Origin of the sequence: Flavobacterium sp. (genome assembly GCF_024642105.1) — a bacterium.
In the GTDB taxonomy this organism is placed as follows: Bacteria; Bacteroidota; Bacteroidia; order Flavobacteriales; family Flavobacteriaceae; genus Flavobacterium.
In genome coordinates this window covers 147,016-166,223 of record NZ_JAHEBT010000056.1, presented here as the reverse complement: position 1 = coordinate 166,223, position 19,208 = coordinate 147,016, and the positions used below count along the sequence as shown (strand labels likewise).

Sequence of the window (19,208 nt, the reverse complement as noted above, 5' to 3'; positions counted from 1 at the left end):
TAATTATCTAATCCATATTTGATGAAAGGTACTGTAAGCGTAATTATTGGGATAATCATCTACTTCCCAGCGGGACCCTAGTCCATGAATCCCCCAATGGTAAGTTGCTCCAAGATACATAGGGAATTCTGTCATGGATATATTGCCTTGATTCGTAAAATAGCTGCCCGATGATCCCGGCAAATTTGCTGTATGTCCAGTTAAAGTTGTATAATTCCCAGTCGTAGCAATACCGGTCATACTACCCGTTCCTGTTTTAAAATAGTTGATTGTATTGGAATGCGAGGTTTTGAAATGGATCACTCGGACATGAAGGGAAGTTTTTCCATAAAAACGTAATTCACTAAAAGTAAAACTGTTTAAATAGCTGTTTGATGCATGTCCCCAAGTTGAGGCAGATGCAGATTCATCCGTTCCTAAAGTTGTTGATCCTTGTAAGGGTAAGGCGTTTGTCTTCACGACTAAGGCTGGATTCGTATTTGCCAAATGCAGGTAATTTAAAACCAACGTCCAGCCACCTCCATCGGTAGTCATATCACAATAACAGTTGGTACTTGGTGAAGCGCCTGTTCCATCGGGATCAATTACATAAATTCCTGAGGTTGCGTTGGGAAAATTCGTGATTATCTCTTTACAAGATTTAAAGACATTATCGCGTAATAAGATACCCAAACGCATAGATGGATGTCCATAAACAGCGGTAGGTGTAACTCGCACATAGCGTCCAAACATCACATTATCAAAATTCTTATACACCTTAGTGCTTTGATCCGAATTCATGGTTAAATTAGCGGCAGCAGTTGTCCAATTTACATTATCGGTACTAACTTCTACTTTTGCCGAAGTTACCCATTGTGGTGAGTCAACACGTCCTTGACATACAATACCTTGAATCCAGCGGGGACTTTTAAGATCATACTGTAAGTAATCTGTATAATTTAGTGCGCTACCAGCAGACCAGCCTTGATTAGAATCTATCCAAGGGGTATAAAATCCTGTGCCATACGAACTATTCACCCACACACTTGAGGCTGACCAGTTCGCCGCGTTGTTGAACGATTCTATCGGTGGAGATGAGTTAAGGTTAGTCGCAGGCACCCATTTACTCAAACTGCCTTCTAATACTAACTTGCCTGTACCCGTAAAATTTATTTTGTTGGAATAGACTTGATTAATATTATTTGGAATAGTAATCGTATGTCCATTTACTATATTAGCAGTGCCTGTAAGATCTTTAGGGCTCGTCCAACTGGACGTATTCGTATACGTTCCATTCCCTGAACTATTAGTTGATGTTTGGGCAATTAAAAATGACATCTGTGTCAAAAAAATAAATAAAAATGTTTTTTTCATCGCTATTTATTTCTTTTTTTGCTTAACCTTCTTACTTTTTTTGTTAAACTATCAATTTGCTTTTGTTGCTCTTTGATGGCTTCTACGAGTAGCGCTACTACTTTATCGTATTTCACAGAGCGATATTGCTCTGGTGTATTGTCTTTAGTCACTACCTCAGGCAGCACTTTCTCCACTTCTTGCGCTATGAATCCGAGTTCTGTTTTATCAGAAAAATCTTTGGTGGGAAATTCTTTTTGATTCCAATTGAAATAAACACCACGCAACGATTTTACTGTATTTAAAGCATTTTCAACAGGACGAATATTCGTTTTATATCGGAGGTCTGATGAACCTGCAATCGAATTGGCTATAATATCTCCATTTACTTGTAATCGTACACTAGGCGTTAAACTACCCATTCCCACATTTCCATTTTCTAAAATAGAAAGACCATTGGTTTCACTTAAAGAATTAAAAATACGAATTCTAGCATCAGACGAACTCGTACCGTATTGATCAATTATCCAATCGGCTGTACTCCCTACTAAAGACTTTTTAATATTTATTTGACCTCCTTCATATTGAGCAGAGCTTGGATTTAATGAAATTTCACCCGCAATAGTTCCAGCAGCATTACCCACTGTTAAAGTTGAATATGGACTACTTGTTCCTAAACCCACATAACCTCCATTGGGATTTAAGGATAAAAAATAATTGGTTGCATATGTTCCTTTGTCTCTTGCTTGTAACCAAGAATAGGTACTTGAACTACTTAATCCAAAATCCAATACGTGTGTCCCCACGGTAGCCCCTAATCTAAAATTGCCATTAGCAGTAGCTCCAGTACTAGCCGGATCGGCCTTAGTAGTAACTATCTCGAGTTTATTTACTGGTGTAGTAGTCCCAATACCCGTTTGTGCCTTCCCATTCAGGAAAACAAAACACAAAGCTATTACCAATACTGCTTGTTTCATTGTGCTATAGATTAGAATAAGGCTCTTAAAATAATCCAATTGGCACCTGTTGAAATGGCTTTAATCCAGTTATTGGATGGTTCAACTCCAATAGATAATGATGTTGCTCCAGTAGTAGTACTATCTGAAATTAAATTTCCTGCAGTAGCATTAACAGAAACTGATACACTTGCAATGTTTTTGATGGTAATTTCTCTTCCAGCACCAACTGTTATCGCACTTGGTAATGTAATAGTTTGTGAAGCTGTTGACCCTGAAAACACTATTAAATTATAAGTATCTGTTGCAGCCATAGTTGCGGTTGCAGAAATTAAAGATGCACCTCCATTACTATTGGCCGACCAGCTAGCCAATCCATTGGCATCAGACACTAATACCTTTCCTGCCCCTGGTGAGCCACCAGCAACTTTTAATGTTCCTGCAATCTCAGTATTTCCAGACGATGCTGTGATTTTAAATTTATCCGTATTTACAGCAACATCTCCTGTTACACCTAAGGTGCTTGATAAAGTAGTAGCTCCTGTAACCGCTAATGTACTCGATAAAGTAGTAGCACCTGTAACCCCTAATGTTCCTCCAACGGTAGTATTTCCAGTTACACCTAATGTACTCGATAAAGTAGCTGCGCCTGTAACCCCTAATGTTCCTCCAACGGTAGTATTTCCAGTTACACCTAATGTACTCGATAAAGTAGCTGCGCCTGTAACTGCTAATGAACCCGCAGCTGTAATATTTCCATTATTAGCTAATGTTATTTTTGTAGTAGTTCCTGCGCTTTTATTACCATTATTAATTTTAATTCCTCCGGTAAAGCGAAAAGTAGCAGCACCATCATTATTATCAACAATATCGCCATCGTCTGATAAAATTATTCCCTGACCTGTCGTACCCGCAGCATTAACGGTTAAATTTTGGTTTACCACGGTTGAACTTCCCGAAAAGGTTTTCACTCCTGCTATCGTTTGATCTGTAGTTAAGTCCACAAAATTTTGAGTGCTTGATCCTGTACCTCCATTAGCAATTGGTAAAATTCCGGTAACTCCTGCTGTCAATGGCAATCCTGTTGCATTAGTTAATACTCCAGATGCTGGAGTCCCTAAAGCAGGTGTAGTTAAAATTGGACTTGTTAATGTCTTATTGGTCAAGGTTTCTGTCCCTGCCAATGTTGCCAAAGTTCCTGTGGCTGCAGGCAAGGTAATAGTTGTAGTTCCTGCAACTGCTGGCGCAGCTAAAGTTGCCGTTCCTGAAGTGGAACCAGAGAACCCTACACTTGTTGCTGTAGCCACTCCTAAAGTTGGTGTTACCAAGGTTGGCGAAGTAGCAAATACCAATGCCCCTGAACCTGTTTCATCTGATATTTTTCCTGCTAACTCTGCTGAAGTGGTCGCAGCCAAATCACTTATTTTACTGGTTGTATATATCCCATTGGTTACTGTAGCGGCATTTCCACTAATAGAACCTGCAATAGTTGAACTAAATGTTTGTACTCCAGTAAATGTTTGTGCAGCATCAGTTCTAGCAATAGTAGCATCAGTAGTTGGAAAAGTCATTGTTTTACCATCTGTACCTGCTAAAATAAGGGAATTATTAGCTGTTAGTGTTTTGCCATCAGCAATAGTTAAAGTAGCACTGGTTGTTGGTGCTGTAATCGTTATTTTGTTTATTGAAGTTGCAGTAGCTACTCCTAAAATTGGCGTTACCAAGGTTGGAGACGTTGCTCTGACTACATTACCAGAACCTGTAGTAGCAATTTCTTCTACTACTCCTGCTCCCGTAGAAACACGTCCTAATACTTTATCAGTCGCGCTTACATTTTGAATTTTAGCGTAGGTAATAGTAGCGTCTTTCACTTTGGCTGTCTCTACTGCATTGTCTGCCATATCTCCCACTACGATAGTTCCATCAGCAATCTTAGCTGAGGTTACTGCATCGGCAGCAATAGTAGCTGTCGTTACTTTTCCGGTACCAATGGTTGCCGCAAAACTTCCTGTTCCGCTTCCTGTTACATCACCTGTTAACGTAATGGTTTGATCCCCTGTATTAGTACCGCTTGTGGTACCACTTACAGTAGCATCACCACTAACTGTTAATGTTTTTGAAGTCGTGCTTCCTCCTGCAATAGTAAAGCCTGTTGTTAGTGCCGTTGGAGTTAACCCATTGACACTTGTTGCAGAAGCCACCCCTAAAGTTGGTGTTACCAAGGTTGGAGATGTTGCTCTGACTACATTACCAGAACCTGTAGTAGCAATTTCTTCTACTACTCCCGCTCCTGTAGAAACACGTCCTAATACTTTATCTGTCGCGCTTACATTTTGAATTTTAGCGTAGGTTACGTTTGCATCTTTTACTTTGGCAGTCTCTACTGCATTGTCTGCAATGTCTCCCACCACAATAGTTCCATCGGCAATCTTGGCTGAAGTTACTGCGTCGGCAGCTAGTTTGGCTGTGGTTACATTGGCATCTTTTATCTTCGCTGTTTCAATTGCGTTGTCCGCAATATCTCCCACTACGATAGTTCCATCAGCAATCTTAGCTGAGGTTACTGCATCAGCGGCAATAGTAGCAGTCGTTACTTTTCCTGCACTAATGGTAGCCGCAAAACTTCCTGTTCCGCTTCCTGTTACATCTCCTGTTAACGTAATGGTTTGGTCTCCTGTATTAGTACCGCTTGTGGTACCACTTACCGTAGCATCATCGCTAACTGTTAACGTTTTTGAAGTCGTGCTTCCTCCTGCAATAGTAAATCCTGTTGTTAGTGCCGTTGGAGTTAACCCATTGACACTTGTTGCAGTTGCCACCCCTAGAGTTGGTGTTACCAAGGTTGGCGAAGTCGCTCTAACCACATTACCTGAGCCCGTTGTTGCGATTTCTTCTACTACTCCTGCTCCCGTAGAAACACGGCCTAATACTTTATCTGTCGCACTTACATTTTGAATTTTAGCGTAGGTTACGTTTGCATCTTTTACTTTGGCAGTCTCTACTGCATTGTCTGCAATGTCTCCCACCACAATAGTTCCATCGGCAATCTTGGCTGAAGTTACTGCGTCGGCAGCTAGTTTGGCTGTGGTTACATTGGCATCTTTTATCTTCGCTGTTTCAATTGCGTTGTCCGCAATATCTCCCACTACGATAGTTCCATCAGCAATCTTAGCTGAGGTTACTGCATCAGCGGCAATAGTAGCAGTCGTTACTTTTCCTGCACTAATGGTAGCCGCAAAACTTCCTGTTCCGCTTCCTGTTACATCTCCTGTTAACGTAATGGTTTGGTCTCCTGTATTAGTACCGCTTGTGGTACCACTTACCGTAGCATCATCGCTAACTGTTAACGTTTTTGAAGTCGTGCTTCCTCCTGCAATAGTAAATCCTGTTGTTAGTGCCGTTGGAGTTAACCCATTGACACTTGTTGCAGTTGCCACCCCTAGAGTTGGTGTTACCAAGGTTGGCGAAGTCGCTCTAACCACATTACCTGAGCCCGTTGTTGCGATTTCTTCTACTACTCCTGCTCCCGTAGAAACACGGCCTAATACTTTATCTGTCGCACTTACATTTTGAATTTTAGCGTAGGTAATATTGGCATCTGTAATCTTAGCAGTAGTTACTGCTGCATCAGCCAATTTAGCTGTGGTTACATTAGCGTCTTTGATTTTTGCTGTTTCTACTGCGTCTGAAGTAATGTCTGCAGCTACTATTGAGTTAGCCAAATTTAATTTTGAATAGGCAATGGCAGCTGTTGTACTTACATCAGCATTGACAATCTCGCCATCTTTAATTTTTGCAGAAGTAACGGCATCAGCCGCTAGTTTTGCAGTAGTTACCGCTCCATCAGCAATTGTAGCTGTGGTAACTTTACCTGTTCCTATTGTTGCCGCAAAACTTCCTGTTCCTGTTCCTGTAACATCTCCTGTTAACGTAATGGTTTGGTCTCCTGTATTAGTACCGCTTACTGTAGCATCATCACTAACTGTTAATGTTTTTGATATCGTGCTTCCTCCTGCAATAGTAAATCCTGTAGCAAGTGCTGTTGGGGTCAATCCGTTAACACTTGTTGCAGAGGCTACTCCTAAGGTTGGCGTTACCAATGTTGGTGAAGTAGCAAATACTAATGATCCCGAACCTGTTTCGTCTGAAATTACTCCTTTCAATTCTGCCGAAGTGGTAGCTGACAAAGCACTAATTTTATCAGTAGTATAAACTCCATTCGTTACGCTAGTAGCATTACCACTTAAAGTAGCAGTGATGGTTCCTGCAGCAAAATCACCATTAGCATCACGGGCAACAATTGCCGAAGCAGTATTAGTAGCTGTTGCAGTAGTTGCTGAATTACTTACTTTTCCTGAAGTAGCAATAGTTGCTAACTTGGTATCTACAATGGCAGCCGTTGCGCTTACATCTGCATTGACAATAGTTGCATCCGCAATTTTTGCCGAAGTGATGGAACCATCTGCTACTCCAGCAGCTGCATTTAAGGAATCTACATAATCTTTAATTGCTTTTACTGATGGATATTTGGTCGTAGAAGCCGCATCAGCAGCAATATCGGCACTTTTATTGGATAGATTTTCTTTTAAATCCAAAGCAGTTTGTGTGGCGGTCGAAACAGGTTTGTTAGCATCTGTAGTATTGTCTACATTGGCTAAACCAACCATTGTTTTATCAATTCCAGAAACGGTTCCTGTGAATGTTGGCGAAGCCAAATTGGCTTTTAAAGACAACGCATCATACACTGCATTTTGTGTTGGCGCCGATGTGGTAACAGTATCATTTATACCATCCACCACTTTAGCATCAGCATACGTTTTCACCGCTTTAGCCGATGGGAATTTCGCATCCGAAGTTCCATCTGTGGCCACATCGATTGTTTTATTAGCTGTATCTTCTTTTAATGCCAAAGACGTAGTAACATCTGTAATATTTGCTTTCAAATTCAAAGCTGTTTGTGTCGCTGTTGAAACAGGTTTATTAGCATCTGTAGTATTGTCTACATTGGACAAACCAACCATTGTTTTATCAATTCCAGAAACGGTTCCTGTGAATGTTGGTGATGCCAAATTAGCCTTTAAATCCAAAGCAGTTTGTGTAGCATTTGAAACAGGTTTGTTAACATCGCTAGTATTGTTAACATTTCCTAAGCCTACTTTTGAAGCACTAATTCCGTTGGCAATTTTAGCATCGGTAATTGCATTATTAGCTACTACTGGAGCAGCTGCAGTTCCGGTCAAATCTCCTGCTAATTGTAATTTCCCTTTTGTGGTAGCATCAGCATCCACAATAGTAGCTCCAGCAATAGCTGTATCTACATAGGTTTTTACCGCTTTTTCGGTTGGAAACTTCACATCTGAATTGGATGACAAAGTAGCATCTGTACTTTTATTTGAGGTATTTTCTTTAGTAGCTAAACTGGTAGTCATATCTGAACTATTGGCTTTTAACGCTAATCCTGGAACGGTTGGTGCCGCTGCTGTCCCTGCCAAATCGCCGGCCAACTGAATTTTTCCTTTAACAGTAGCCGAAGCATCTGCAATGGTGGCTCCTGCAACCTGAACATCTACATAGGTTTTTACCGCTTTTTCGGTTGGAAACTTCACATCTGAATTGGATGACAAAGTAGCATCTGTACTTTTATTTGAGGTATTTTCTTTAGTAGCTAAACTGGTAGTCATATCTGAACTATTGGCTTTTAACGCTAATCCTGGAACGGTTGGTGCCGCTGCTGTCCCTGCCAAATCGCCGGCCAACTGAATTTTACCCTTACTTGTTGTAGTCGCATCTGAAATAGTAAAACTCACTATTTGACTGTCTACATAAACTTTGGTGGCTGTAGACATGGGTTTATTCAAATCGGCGGTGTTTTCTACATTGCTCAAACCTAAATTAGTTCGAGCCGCTGAAGCCGTAGTTGCACCTGTACCACCGTTGGCAATGGCAACCACACCCGAAACATTTTCGGCTGTAATGGCAGCGTTCGCAAAAGGAACTGATGCCAATGACTCATCGGTTAATGCTTCAAATTGATTGCATAAGCCTGTTGCGTCAAGCGCCACTTTTAATGTTTTCTTAGAAGTCGCACTCCACACTATAGCGTCAAAAGAACTAGCATAACCGCCTGTTTGATTTCCAAAACCGATGGTTATATTCACCATTCCAAATTCATCTGTAGCAGTCTTGATTACTTCTTGGTATTCTAAACCCGCACTTGCGTCTAAAAAACTAAACTGCAAACAAATGGATTTATTTGTCATTGGTACATTAGACACATTAACTCCAGGTACATTTTGTCCTCCTGGAATATAAATTACAGCTTGGTATGTAATTCCTTTATTTTGTGAAAAAACAAAGCTAGAAACCAATAATAAAAAAATGTAAAAAAATTTTTTCATGGGGTATTATCTTTTTATTAAATCAAAATAACCCCCAAATAGAATTTGGGTGTTATTAATAGAAACATTATCTGGGTTATTGCCTAATTTAACGCTTTTACTCAAGTTCAATCCTGCGCTTAAATAGCCATTTTTAGAAAGATAGTATTTAGCATACACCCCAATAACAGGTTGTATAACCAATCCTGAAAACTCGCCATTTCCAGCCAAATTAAAAACTGAATTGTCTACTACTTGTTTTCCTCTTAGAATTGTAGACAAGCTCAAACCTGCTCTCGCACTTAGAAAAAAGCAAAAGGAATCATAAAACTGATAATCGACCGTACTTTGTACTCCTAAATAAGTTGTTTTCCATTCTAACCTATTTACAGCTGACTCAGCAATAGTATTGTAATCATTAATAGTTATACTTCCTGTGTATTTCAAATCTTTGAAATTTTTATATTTCAAAACATCCGTATAACCCAATTCATACGCATCACCAACACCGTTGACTTTTAGTTTTTCAGTAAAGGACGAGTTGTTTTTGTAAGTAAGGGTACTAAAGTTCTTTCCAAGATTAAAAAAAACACCTTGTGAGTAGGTTGAGAAAGTAAGAAGGAAAAAAAGGATGTGGGGTACAATTTTTTTCATTTTTGTTTATTTGGATTTTAGAATTGTGGTAGAAAAGGAATACCTATTTCCATCGAGTTTGACGAAGTACTCTCCCGCTGCCAAAAGCAAATTATTTATTGTTAGTATATTATCTACAGCTTCTTTTTCTTGAAATAATAAAAGTCGACCATGAATATCAAAAACAGAAACAGCAATTTTCCCGCTAACAGGAGTCGAAAATGTAAAGTTAACTGACTCTACAACTGGATTAGGATACACCAAAGTAGCAATGGCATCAACCTGAGAAATAGCTGTATTGGAGATTTTACTTTGCTGAAAACCTTGACTAAGAATCACTTTTTTTGCAGAAGAGGTTCCAATAGCACCTTGCTGAGCTACCGTCTGACTTACTTTCACACCCTTAGATGTAGTAGCAACACCTCCCTGAGCAGATAGCATTTGATGATGCAATTTTTGCCCATACATTAAGCCACAAAAGAAAAACAAGACAACTATTTTCATTTTTAATTATTTTATTTTACAAAAAAGATATACAATAAACAATTATTACCTATATATGTTAACCTACAAAAATAAAATTATTTGATTAAGTCCTTGTAAAAATTGTAATATAATTGTCAAATAAATTCAAAAATTAGACAACTAGTCTATTGTAAACTAATGATTTAAAATAACATCAAAAAAATTCAACTTTATATTGTGTAACTATTCAAAAAAATCCCCAAGAAATACAGTAATTGTAATTCTTGGGGATTTAAAAACGCAGAGAGGATGGGATTCGAACCCACGATACAGTTACCCATATACAAACTTTCCAGGCTTGCTCCTTCAACCACTCGGACACCTCTCTAATTGGGATTGCAAATAACTTAAAAAAAACTGACTTAGAAAAATGAAACTACACTATTCTTGAATTTCGCCACGTAAAGAAGTTTCAAACACCTCTTTAAAATCAGTAGCATCAATGTTTTGACCTAAAAGATACATCAACTTAGTAATAGCAGCTTCTGTAGTAATGTCTTTTCCTGAGATAACTCCTATTTCAAGTAAAGCTGAGCTAGTTTCATACTGCCCCATTCGAACGCTTCCTCCTGAGCATTGAGTCACATTGACAATATGAATTCCATTTTGAATCGCTTGCTTTAAAACATTCAAAAACCAATCGTTAGTTGGTGCATTTCCTGCCCCATACGTTTCTAAAACAATTCCTTTCAAATTCGGAATGGCTACAACCGCCGCTATCAACTGCTCACTAATTCCCGGAAACAATTTCAGAATAATGACATTCGTATCTAACATCTTATGTACCCGTAACGAACCATTTTGCTTAACAGGAAGAAATAGCTCCGGATTCATCTTTAAATGGACTCCGGATTCTATCAAGAACGGATAATTGGGAGACGTAAATGCTTTGAAGTGTTCGGCATTGATTTTAGTAGTTCTATTACCACGATACAATTTGTATTCAAAATACAAACACACCTCTTTAACCACAGCTTGTCCGTTTTCACGTAAAGACGCAATTTGAATGGCAGTAATTAAATTTTCTTTAGCATCGGTGCGCAAATCTCCTATGGGTAATTGAGAACCCGTGAAGATAATTGGCTTTGCCAAATTTTCCATCATAAAACTCAAAGCCGAAGCCGTGTACGACATCGTATCGGAGCCGTGAAGTACGACAAATCCATCAAAAGAAACATAATTTTCCTCGATGATTGTGGCTAATTGAACCCACTTTTCAGGATTCATATTAGACGAATCTATTGGGTGTTCAAACGAAATGGTTTCGATTTCACAATCCAATAATTTAAGCTCGGGAATGCGTTGCAATAACTTACTAAAGTTAAAAGCCTTCAACGCACCCGTTGAAAAATCTTTCTTCATACCGATAGTTCCTCCGGTATAAATCAAGAGTATTTTTGCTTTAGAAAGCATTGGTATATTTTAATTTATTGACGACTGGATTGGCATACATTGCCAAGAAACCTTCCCATGCAATTGGATTATCCAAACCAATTCGCATCTCTAAACGACGCTCAAAAAGTGATTTTTCTGATTCCGTATACAAATGGGCATAGGTAGTTGTTTTGTGCAGAATATCATAAGCTATAAAATTAGTAGGCCACAACTTATAGTTACTCAATATCGCATCGTCAATTTCTTGTGCCAACGCTTGAATTTGTTTATTTGACGAATCATTTTCAGATACAATTCGGTCAATTTCTGTATCCAACACTTTTCCAATGTGCAAATGAATGCGTTTCTTTTGCCCCATCACACCACTTAAAATCGTATTCAAATCTTCATTCTTAGATTTTACATACACTTCGTTATTCGCTTCTGCCAATAACTGAGGCATTTTCAATACGTCTGTTGGGTCGTACTCATAGGATATAGATACCGGAACGATTTTCAATTTTTTGAAGTATTGCATTACATCTGCTTCATCAGATGCCATACCAATCATTTTTAGTACTCCTGGATTCGTTTCGTCATTTCCATCTTTGGTTCTTCCTTCGCGTTGCGCAATCCAAACTGAACGATTTTCGTGCAACAACAATTGCCCCATATATTCCGACAATAATTTAGAACTTTGCAACATTTCTCTTGGCGACAAACCTCGTAAAACCAAAAAGTTACGATTCAATCGCGCCAAGGTTTTTATAAATGATTTTTGAACCAAATTATCTCCAATCGCCGAAGCCGTCATTAAATGTCCATTCTGAAATAAGGCGGCATTCAACAAAGTAGTATCCAAAAGAATGTCTCTATGATTCGAAATAAACAAATAGGAATTGTTTTTTTCCAAATGCTCAAACCCTGAGGTAGTCAATCCATCAGAACTATTTTCTAAGATTTTTTGAACGGTGTGATAAATGAAATTACACTGAAAATCACGAATAGAATGGGTTTTTTTCAATTGTTCTTTCCAAACTTCATCTTCTACATCTGGGAATGTAAAATTCATCAAAGCTTTCATCATAGGATGTGGGATCACACTTTGTAACGCCTCATTTACTTCGGTTTCATAAAAAGGGCGAATCGCATCGAATTTTTGCATTTTGGAATAATTTTATAGGCAACAAAAGAACAAAAAAAATATCAAACTAGAGTCAATTCTCGATTAAATCCCGAAAACAGCTTTTGAATTTTCAGTAGTAATCCGAGCTATTTCAACTAAAGGTAGCTGATACAATTCGGCTAATTTTTGGGCAACCAAAACCGCATAACTACTTTCATTGCGTTTGCCACGATGTGGAGCAGGAGCTAAATACGGCGAATCCGTTTCAAGTACGATATGTTCCAACGGGATTTGGCTGATAAACTGATCGATTTTACCGTTTTTAAAGGTTGCTACACCACCAATTCCTAATTTTAATCCTAACGAAATAGCTCTTTGGGCTTGCTCTAAATCTCCTGAAAAGCAGTGAAAAATTCCAAACAATTCAGCTGATTTTTCCAATTCCAACACTTCAAAAACTTCGTCAAAAGCATCTCGACAATGAATATTGATAGCCAAATGGTGTTTTTTAGCCAGTTGGATTTGGCGTTGAAAAGCTATTTTTTGAATGTCCAAAGTCGTTTTGTCCCAGTACAAATCAATTCCAATTTCGCCGATAGCATAGAACTTATGTTGGTTTAATTGTGCTTCAACATGTGCCAATTCTTCCAAATAATTTTCTTTTACATAACAAGGATGCAACCCAATCATCAGTCGGACATTGTCTGGGAATTGCGCCTCCAAATCATACATTTTCTGCGTTCCAGAACTGTCAATTGACGGGATAAAAAATCGAGACACTCCAGCAGCGATAGCGCGCTGAATCATTTCCGTTCTGTCTTGATCAAATTCCTCTGAACACAAATGCGTATGGGTATCGGTAATAATCATGAAAGTTAATTTATATAGTTTAGTCGCGCTTTTTAAAAGATAAATAAGCAACAATAGTACTCAACAACATCAAAACACCTCCTAAAACAAAAGGCGCACCTGGAAACTTGAACGGTGCATCGCTATGGGTAAAGAAATAAAACACCGTTGACATCATTGGCGGTCCAATAATCGCAGAAGCACTCATCAAACTCGACATTGTTCCTTGAATTTCGCCTTGCTCATTAGCAGGAACTTGTTCTGAAATTACAGCTTGCATAGCCGGACCTGCAATTCCTCCTAAACAATACGGAATCAAAAACACAAACATCATCCAGCTCTCGGTAGCAGTAGCAAACAAAAACATCCCTATAGTATACAAAGCCATTCCTACATAAATACTTTTTTGATTTCCAAGTCTTGGATTAATCCAACGGATCAAACCTCCTTGCACTAACCCAACTAAAAGTCCAATTACACCTAACGATATTCCTACCATTTTCTCGTCCCAATTGAATTGGTACATCGTGAAGAAACTCCAGTTGCTATGCACTGCGTGAGACGCTACATACAATAAAAAAGTAGCGATTACTAAACCGATTAACTTAGGGTATTTTTTCAAATGCAATAAAGCACCAATAGGATTGGCTCTTTTTATATCAAATTCTCTTCTGTTTTCTTTAGCAAGTGACTCTGGTAGAATGAAAAATCCGTACAAAAAGTTCAACAAACAAAGAACTGCAGCAGCGTAGAAAGGAACTCTCGAACCATATTGTCCTAACAAACCGCCAATAACGGGTCCAATGATAAATCCTAATCCAAAAGCAGCGCCGATCATCCCAAAGTTTTTTGCTCTGTTTTCGGGCGTACTCACATCGGCAATATAGGCTGATGCTGTAGTGATACTCGCTCCAGTAAGTCCCGCAATAATTCTGCCTAAAAATAACCATTGAATTGTTGGTGCAAAAGCCAACAACAAATAGTCCATCGAAAAAGTAAAAAGCGAGATTAAGATAATAGGTCTTCTCCCAAATTTATCACTTAAATTCCCTATCATTGGTGCAAATAAAAATTGGGTAATCGCATACGCAAATGTCAACCATCCTCCGTATTTTGCAGCTTCGCTAATATCACCATGAATCAATTCTTTAATCAATTTAGGGATAACTGGAATAATGATTCCCCAACCCGTAATATCAATTAACATAGTAATGAAAATGAATCCGATGGCGGCCGACTTTTTATTGGATGACATAATTGTAATTTTTAGGAAAGGCAAATAAACAAAAAAATCCTAAACTCTCTAGAGAGTTTAGGATTTAGATTCTGAATCAAGTTCAGAATGACAATTATTTAGACTGAGCTTGTCGAAGTCTTACAATTCAAATGCTTTTTTAGGATTGTTATCACAAAGCAATTCTACTGGATTTTCAAGCGCTTCTTTTACCGCTACTAAGAAACCAACAGACTCACGACCATCGATAATTCTGTGGTCATACGAAAGTGCCACATACATCATTGGGTGAATTTCTACTTTACCATTTACAGCAATTGGACGCTCAATAATGTTGTGCATTCCCAAAATTCCTGATTGCGGTGGGTTGATAATTGGCGTAGACAACATACTCCCAAAAACACCTCCATTAGTAATGGTAAATGTTCCTCCTGTCATATCATCAACAGTAATTTGTCCGTCACGTGCTTTGATTGCCAAACGTTTGATTTCAGCTTCTACTCCACGGAACGTTAAGTTTTCTGCATTACGAACCACCGGTACCATTAATCCTTTTGGTCCAGAAACTGCAATAGAAATATCACAGAAATCGTACGCTACTTTGTAATCTCCATCCATCATAGAATTTACATCTGGATACAATTGCAACGCTCTTGTAACTGCTTTTGTAAAGAATGACATATATCCTAAACCAACACCAGCATGTTTTGCTTTGAACGCATCTTTGTATTCGTTACGCAAGTTATTAATTGGCGTCATGTTCACTTCATTGAACGTAGTCAACATAGCCGTGTCGTTTTTAGCAGCTACTAAACGTTCCGCCACTTTACGACGCAACATCGATAATTTAATTCTTTCTGTACCACGGCTTCCTCCTGTTGGAGTTCCCATTGAAGGTACTGCATTCACAGCATCTTCTTTAGTGATACGTCCATCTTTCCCTGTTCCAACAACGTCAGAAGGTTGGATGTTTTTTTCGTCTAATATTTTACGAGCTGCTGGCGAAGGAGCTTGAGCAGCATACGTTGCTGCTGGAGCTGGCGCCACTTTTGGAGCTTCAACTTTCTTTTCTTCTGCTTTTGGAGCTTCGGCCACTGGAGCTGGAGCTGAACCTGATGGTTTTGCCGCAGCGGTATCAATCAAACAAACTACTGCACCTACTGCAACTGCGTCACCTTCTTCAGCTTTAAGTGTAATCACACCACTCGCTTCTGCTGGCAATTCTAAAGTCGCTTTGTCTGAATCTACTTCAGCAATAGCTTGGTCTTTCTCTACATAATCGCCATCTTTTACTAACCAAGTTGCGATTTCTACTTCTTTGATTGATTCCCCTGGTGAAGGGACTTTCATTTCTAAAATCATCGTTTGTAACTTTATATTGTTATTGGTTTTATTAATTTTTATAATTCATTTCTACAGTTAACTGAGTAAACCCTGAATCATTTGCCTTACGATTGTTATATTTTTCAATATTTCTCCTAACAACTCCTTCTAAATCTTGCTTAGCTTCTTCTAAATCTTCATCATTGATAGTATATTCCTTTTTTTCAGTAATAGACTTCAAAATTCTTTCCTTCGTTTTTAAATATTTTTTTTCATTTTTAAATTGAAGAACGTCATCAACAAAAGGGACTAATTTAACTCCAGCCTTAAACGCTCCCATTTGAGGCTCTGAATCAATAATATAAATTTTACCTGCATCTAGATTAGCTTCGACAAAATCTACATTCTCCGACTTAGACCAAAACAGATGCTTACCTGGCTCACACTCGTATGCTAAATATTTTCCGTAATTAAATTTTCCTAAATATTTTTCGCCATCAAAATATTTAAAATTAATTAAAAACCCCATTGAATTAGATCTAATAAAGTAAACTATCGCCTTACCTTCCGCTGGTTTCTTTAGTTCTTGAGAAAAAGCTAAAACTGAACTAATTAAAAAGGCAAAAAAGAAAAATTTCTTCATATCTTAAAATTTTTATCGAAATAAATTTTTATCAAAAACCATTCTAATGGCATCGGCATGACGTCTTCTATCTCTAGTATGACTTCCTGCTGCAGGAGCCGAGTAATTTTTCAACGAAGCTAAACGCCATGGAACCAAATCAAAATTCACTAACATATAGCTGTAAGCTCCCATGTTTTTAGGCTCTTCTTGTGCCCAAACATAATCATCTGCATTTGGATAGGTCGCAATAATTGCTTTCAATTGTTCTGTTGGCAATGGAAATAATTGTTCAATACGCACTAAAGCGACATCATTTCGTTCTAGTTTTTCTCTTTCAGCTAGAATATCATAATAGAATTTACCTGTACAAAAAACTACAGTTTTTACTTTTGATTTATCTACTGATGTATCATCAATGGTTTCTTGGAAACTTCCGTTAGCCAATTCGTCTTGGGTAGAAACACAAGATGGATGACGTAATAAACTTTTTGGAGAAAATACTACCAACGGTTTACGGAATTTCGTTTTCATTTGTCTTCTCATCAAGTGGAAGAAGTTAGCTGGTGTAGTACAATCAGCCACATACATATTATGACGAGAACACAATTGTAAGTAACGCTCCATTCTAGCCGAAGAGTGCTCTGCACCTTGTCCTTCGTATCCATGAGGCAATAACATCACAAGTCCGTTTTGATTGTTCCATTTGTCTTCTCCACATGAAATGTATTGGTCAATCATAATTTGACATCCATTAGAGAAATCCCCAAACTGTGCTTCCCAAATGGTTAATGCATTAGGATTGGTCAAAGCATAACCATAATCAAACCCTAATACTCCATATTCTGAAAGGAATGAGTTAAACACATTGAATTTTCCTTTTTTATCTTGTACTGAGTTCAAAAGAATTACTTCTTCTTCGCTATCTTCTACTTTTACCACAGCGTGACGGTGAGAGAAAGTTCCTCTTTCTACGTCTTGTCCTGATAAACGGATATCATATCCTTCTTGTAACAATGAACCGTATGCCAAAGCCTCTGCAGTACCCCAATCAATTTGATTGTTGTTGTACATCGTTTTTCTATCAGTTACAATTTTAGAAATTTTGTTGATGAATTTTTTATCCGATGGCAAAGTAGAAATCGTTTCTAAAATCCCATCTAATTTTTTCTTGTCATAAGTGGTATCCACTTTTTGTAACATCACATCATCAGACACCTGAACAAATCCTTGCCACTCATCTTGCATAAATGGTTTGATGATGGTCAAATTTTTCTTACGAGATTCTTGTAAATTTTCGTCCAATTTCGCTTTGTAATCACTTTCAATTTTGTTTACATACGCTTGGTCAATAATTCCGTCAACAATTAATTTCTCTGCATAAATATCTCTTGGATTTTTATGACGTGCAATGATTTTGTATAAAACAGGTTGTGTAAAACGAGGTTCATCCCCCTCGTTATGACCATATTTTCTATATCCTAAAAGGTCAATGAATACATCGCCTCCAAAAGCCATTCTATAATCTAAAGCAAATAACATCGCATGTACTACTGCCTCTGTATCATCTGCATTGACGTGTAATACCGGTGACAATGTCACTTTTGCGATATCGGTACAATACGTAGAAGAACGAGCATCCAAGTAATTAGTGGTAAAACCAACTTGGTTATTAATCACTAAGTGAATGGTACCTGCTGTTTTGTAACCGTCCAACTGTGCCATTTGAACAATCTCATACACAATTCCCTGTCCAGCTACTGCAGCATCCCCGTGAACAGCGATTGGCAATACTTTTGAGAAATCATCTGGGAAATACTTATCTTGTTTGGCACGAGTAATTCCTTCAATAACCGCCCCAACAGTCTCTAAGTGAGAAGGGTTAGGTGCTAAATTGATATTGATTGATTTACCTGATTTGGTTTTTCTATCCGAAGTTAACCCCAAGTGGTATTTAACGTCTCCGTCAAAATATTCTTGATCGTAATCTTTTCCATCAAATTCAGAGAAAATGTCTTGAGTGGCTTTACCGAAGATATTCGCTAAAATATTCAACCTTCCACGGTGTGCCATTCCCATTACAAATTGCTCTACTCCTTTTTCAGCCGCCGCTTCAATCAAGGCATCTAAAGCAGGAATAATACTTTCTCCTCCTTCTAATGAGAAACGTTTTTGACCTACATATTTAGTATGTAAGAAGTTTTCAAACGAAACCGCTTCATTTAATTTATCAAGGATATTTTTCTTTTGTTCTACATCAAAACTTGGTAAATTATCATTCACATTCAATCGATCTTGAATCCATTGCACCACTTCTGGTTTACGAATGTACATGTACTCCACCCCAATAGATTGGCAATAAATATTTTCAAGTCGGCGAATAATTTCTTTTAACGTAGCAGGTTGATGCCCTAAAATTTTAGCTGCATCAAAAACCGTATCTAAATCTGCCGAAGACAATCCGAAGTTTTCAATAGCCAAGTTTGGCGCATGAATTCGTCTTTCACGAACAGGATTTGTCTTTGTAAACAAATGCCCACGACTTCTATATCCGTCAATTAATTTAATAACATTAAACTCTTTCAATACTTTTTCAGAAACTTGTCCTGAAGCAACTGAATTAGAAGAATAATGTGCCATTTGGTCAACAACATTCTCTTCATTGTAAGTTGCCATTCCAAAATCAAACCCTTGGAAAAAACTTCTCCAACTTGGTTCAACACTGTCTGGATTATCTAAATATTGATCGTATAATTGAGCAAAAAATTCGGTATGAGCTGCGTTTAAAAAGGAAAACCTATCCATAATTATTGATTAATATGCTTTTTGTTTAATTTGTTGACAAAAGTACAATAAA

At 38.0% G+C, this 19,208-nt stretch carries 12 protein-coding genes and 1 tRNA gene; all 13 read right to left on the bottom strand.

The features are described from left to right. Nucleotides 1-3: 3 nt before the first annotated feature. Nucleotides 4-1,353, bottom strand: a complete 1,350-nt coding sequence (locus Q0L65_RS13275) for a fibrinogen-like YCDxxxxGGGW domain-containing protein (RefSeq protein ID WP_296687201.1) — start codon at nt 1,351-1,353, stop codon at nt 4-6. Between the two features lie 2 nt (nt 1,354-1,355). Further along, nucleotides 1,356-2,309 carry a tail fiber domain-containing protein gene (locus tag Q0L65_RS13270; protein ID WP_296687199.1) on the bottom strand — a complete coding sequence of 318 codons (954 nt, stop codon included), beginning with the start codon at nt 2,307-2,309 and terminating at the stop codon, nt 1,356-1,358. Nucleotides 2,310-2,320: 11 nt separating this feature from the next. Then, entirely contained in the window at nt 2,321-8,686 is a 6,366-nt protein-coding gene (locus tag Q0L65_RS13265) for a hypothetical protein (protein WP_296687194.1), read from the bottom strand. 6 nt (nt 8,687-8,692) lie between these two features. After that, nucleotides 8,693-9,319, bottom strand: coding sequence for a hypothetical protein (locus Q0L65_RS13260; RefSeq protein ID WP_296687190.1), 627 nt, complete (start codon nt 9,317-9,319; stop codon nt 8,693-8,695). Nucleotides 9,320-9,325: 6 nt separating this feature from the next. Continuing rightward, on the bottom strand, nt 9,326-9,802 hold the full coding sequence (locus tag Q0L65_RS13255; RefSeq protein WP_296687186.1) for a T9SS type A sorting domain-containing protein: 477 nt from the start codon (nt 9,800-9,802) through the stop codon (nt 9,326-9,328). Nucleotides 9,803-10,064: 262 nt separating this feature from the next. Next, a tRNA-Ser gene (locus tag Q0L65_RS13250) sits at nt 10,065-10,151 on the bottom strand. 53 nt (nt 10,152-10,204) lie between these two features. Continuing rightward, nucleotides 10,205-11,236, bottom strand: a complete 1,032-nt coding sequence (locus tag Q0L65_RS13245; protein ID WP_296687184.1) for an asparaginase — start codon at nt 11,234-11,236, stop codon at nt 10,205-10,207. Further along, nucleotides 11,226-12,362 (bottom strand): 1-acyl-sn-glycerol-3-phosphate acyltransferase, encoded by a 1,137-nt coding sequence (locus Q0L65_RS13240; protein ID WP_296687180.1) that lies wholly within the window; start codon nt 12,360-12,362, stop codon nt 11,226-11,228. The genes Q0L65_RS13245 and Q0L65_RS13240 overlap by 11 nt, the downstream gene beginning before the upstream one ends. A 63-nt stretch (nt 12,363-12,425) precedes the next feature. After that, nucleotides 12,426-13,193: a TatD family hydrolase gene (locus Q0L65_RS13235; RefSeq protein ID WP_296687177.1), complete on the bottom strand. Its 768-nt coding sequence runs from the start codon at nt 13,191-13,193 to the stop codon at nt 12,426-12,428. A 19-nt stretch (nt 13,194-13,212) separates the two neighbouring features. After that, on the bottom strand, nt 13,213-14,427 hold the full coding sequence (locus Q0L65_RS13230) for a TCR/Tet family MFS transporter (protein ID WP_296687175.1): 1,215 nt from the start codon (nt 14,425-14,427) through the stop codon (nt 13,213-13,215). 120 nt (nt 14,428-14,547) lie between these two features. Continuing rightward, nucleotides 14,548-15,768, bottom strand: a complete 1,221-nt coding sequence (gene odhB / locus Q0L65_RS13225) for a 2-oxoglutarate dehydrogenase complex dihydrolipoyllysine-residue succinyltransferase (protein WP_296687173.1) — start codon at nt 15,766-15,768, stop codon at nt 14,548-14,550. 31 nt (nt 15,769-15,799) lie between these two features. Continuing rightward, entirely contained in the window at nt 15,800-16,372 is a 573-nt protein-coding gene (locus Q0L65_RS13220) for a hypothetical protein (RefSeq protein ID WP_296687171.1), read from the bottom strand. Nucleotides 16,373-16,384: 12 nt separating this feature from the next. Beyond that, nucleotides 16,385-19,156: a 2-oxoglutarate dehydrogenase E1 component gene (locus Q0L65_RS13215; protein ID WP_296687169.1), complete on the bottom strand. Its 2,772-nt coding sequence runs from the start codon at nt 19,154-19,156 to the stop codon at nt 16,385-16,387. Between the last annotated feature and the right edge of the window lie 52 nt (nt 19,157-19,208).

What these genes read in the sequence shown, in the direction of transcription:
- Q0L65_RS13275 (WP_296687201.1), bottom strand. Translation starts at nt 1,353, where the DNA reads ATGAAAAAAACATTTTTATTTATTTTTTTGACACAGATGTCATTTTTA.
- Q0L65_RS13270 (WP_296687199.1), bottom strand. Translation starts at nt 2,309, where the DNA reads ATGAAACAAGCAGTATTGGTAATAGCTTTGTGTTTTGTTTTCCTGAAT.
- Q0L65_RS13265 (WP_296687194.1), bottom strand. Translation starts at nt 8,686, where the DNA reads ATGAAAAAATTTTTTTACATTTTTTTATTATTGGTTTCTAGCTTTGTT.
- Q0L65_RS13260 (WP_296687190.1), bottom strand. Translation starts at nt 9,319, where the DNA reads ATGAAAAAAATTGTACCCCACATCCTTTTTTTCCTTCTTACTTTCTCA.
- Q0L65_RS13255 (WP_296687186.1), bottom strand. Translation starts at nt 9,802, where the DNA reads ATGAAAATAGTTGTCTTGTTTTTCTTTTGTGGCTTAATGTATGGGCAA.
- Q0L65_RS13245 (WP_296687184.1), bottom strand. Translation starts at nt 11,236, where the DNA reads ATGCTTTCTAAAGCAAAAATACTCTTGATTTATACCGGAGGAACTATC.
- Q0L65_RS13240 (WP_296687180.1), bottom strand. Translation starts at nt 12,362, where the DNA reads ATGCAAAAATTCGATGCGATTCGCCCTTTTTATGAAACCGAAGTAAAT.
- Q0L65_RS13235 (WP_296687177.1), bottom strand. Translation starts at nt 13,193, where the DNA reads ATGATTATTACCGATACCCATACGCATTTGTGTTCAGAGGAATTTGAT.
- Q0L65_RS13230 (WP_296687175.1), bottom strand. Translation starts at nt 14,427, where the DNA reads ATGTCATCCAATAAAAAGTCGGCCGCCATCGGATTCATTTTCATTACT.
- odhB (WP_296687173.1), bottom strand. Translation starts at nt 15,768, where the DNA reads ATGATTTTAGAAATGAAAGTCCCTTCACCAGGGGAATCAATCAAAGAA.
- Q0L65_RS13220 (WP_296687171.1), bottom strand. Translation starts at nt 16,372, where the DNA reads ATGAAGAAATTTTTCTTTTTTGCCTTTTTAATTAGTTCAGTTTTAGCT.
- Q0L65_RS13215 (WP_296687169.1), bottom strand. Translation starts at nt 19,156, where the DNA reads ATGGATAGGTTTTCCTTTTTAAACGCAGCTCATACCGAATTTTTTGCT.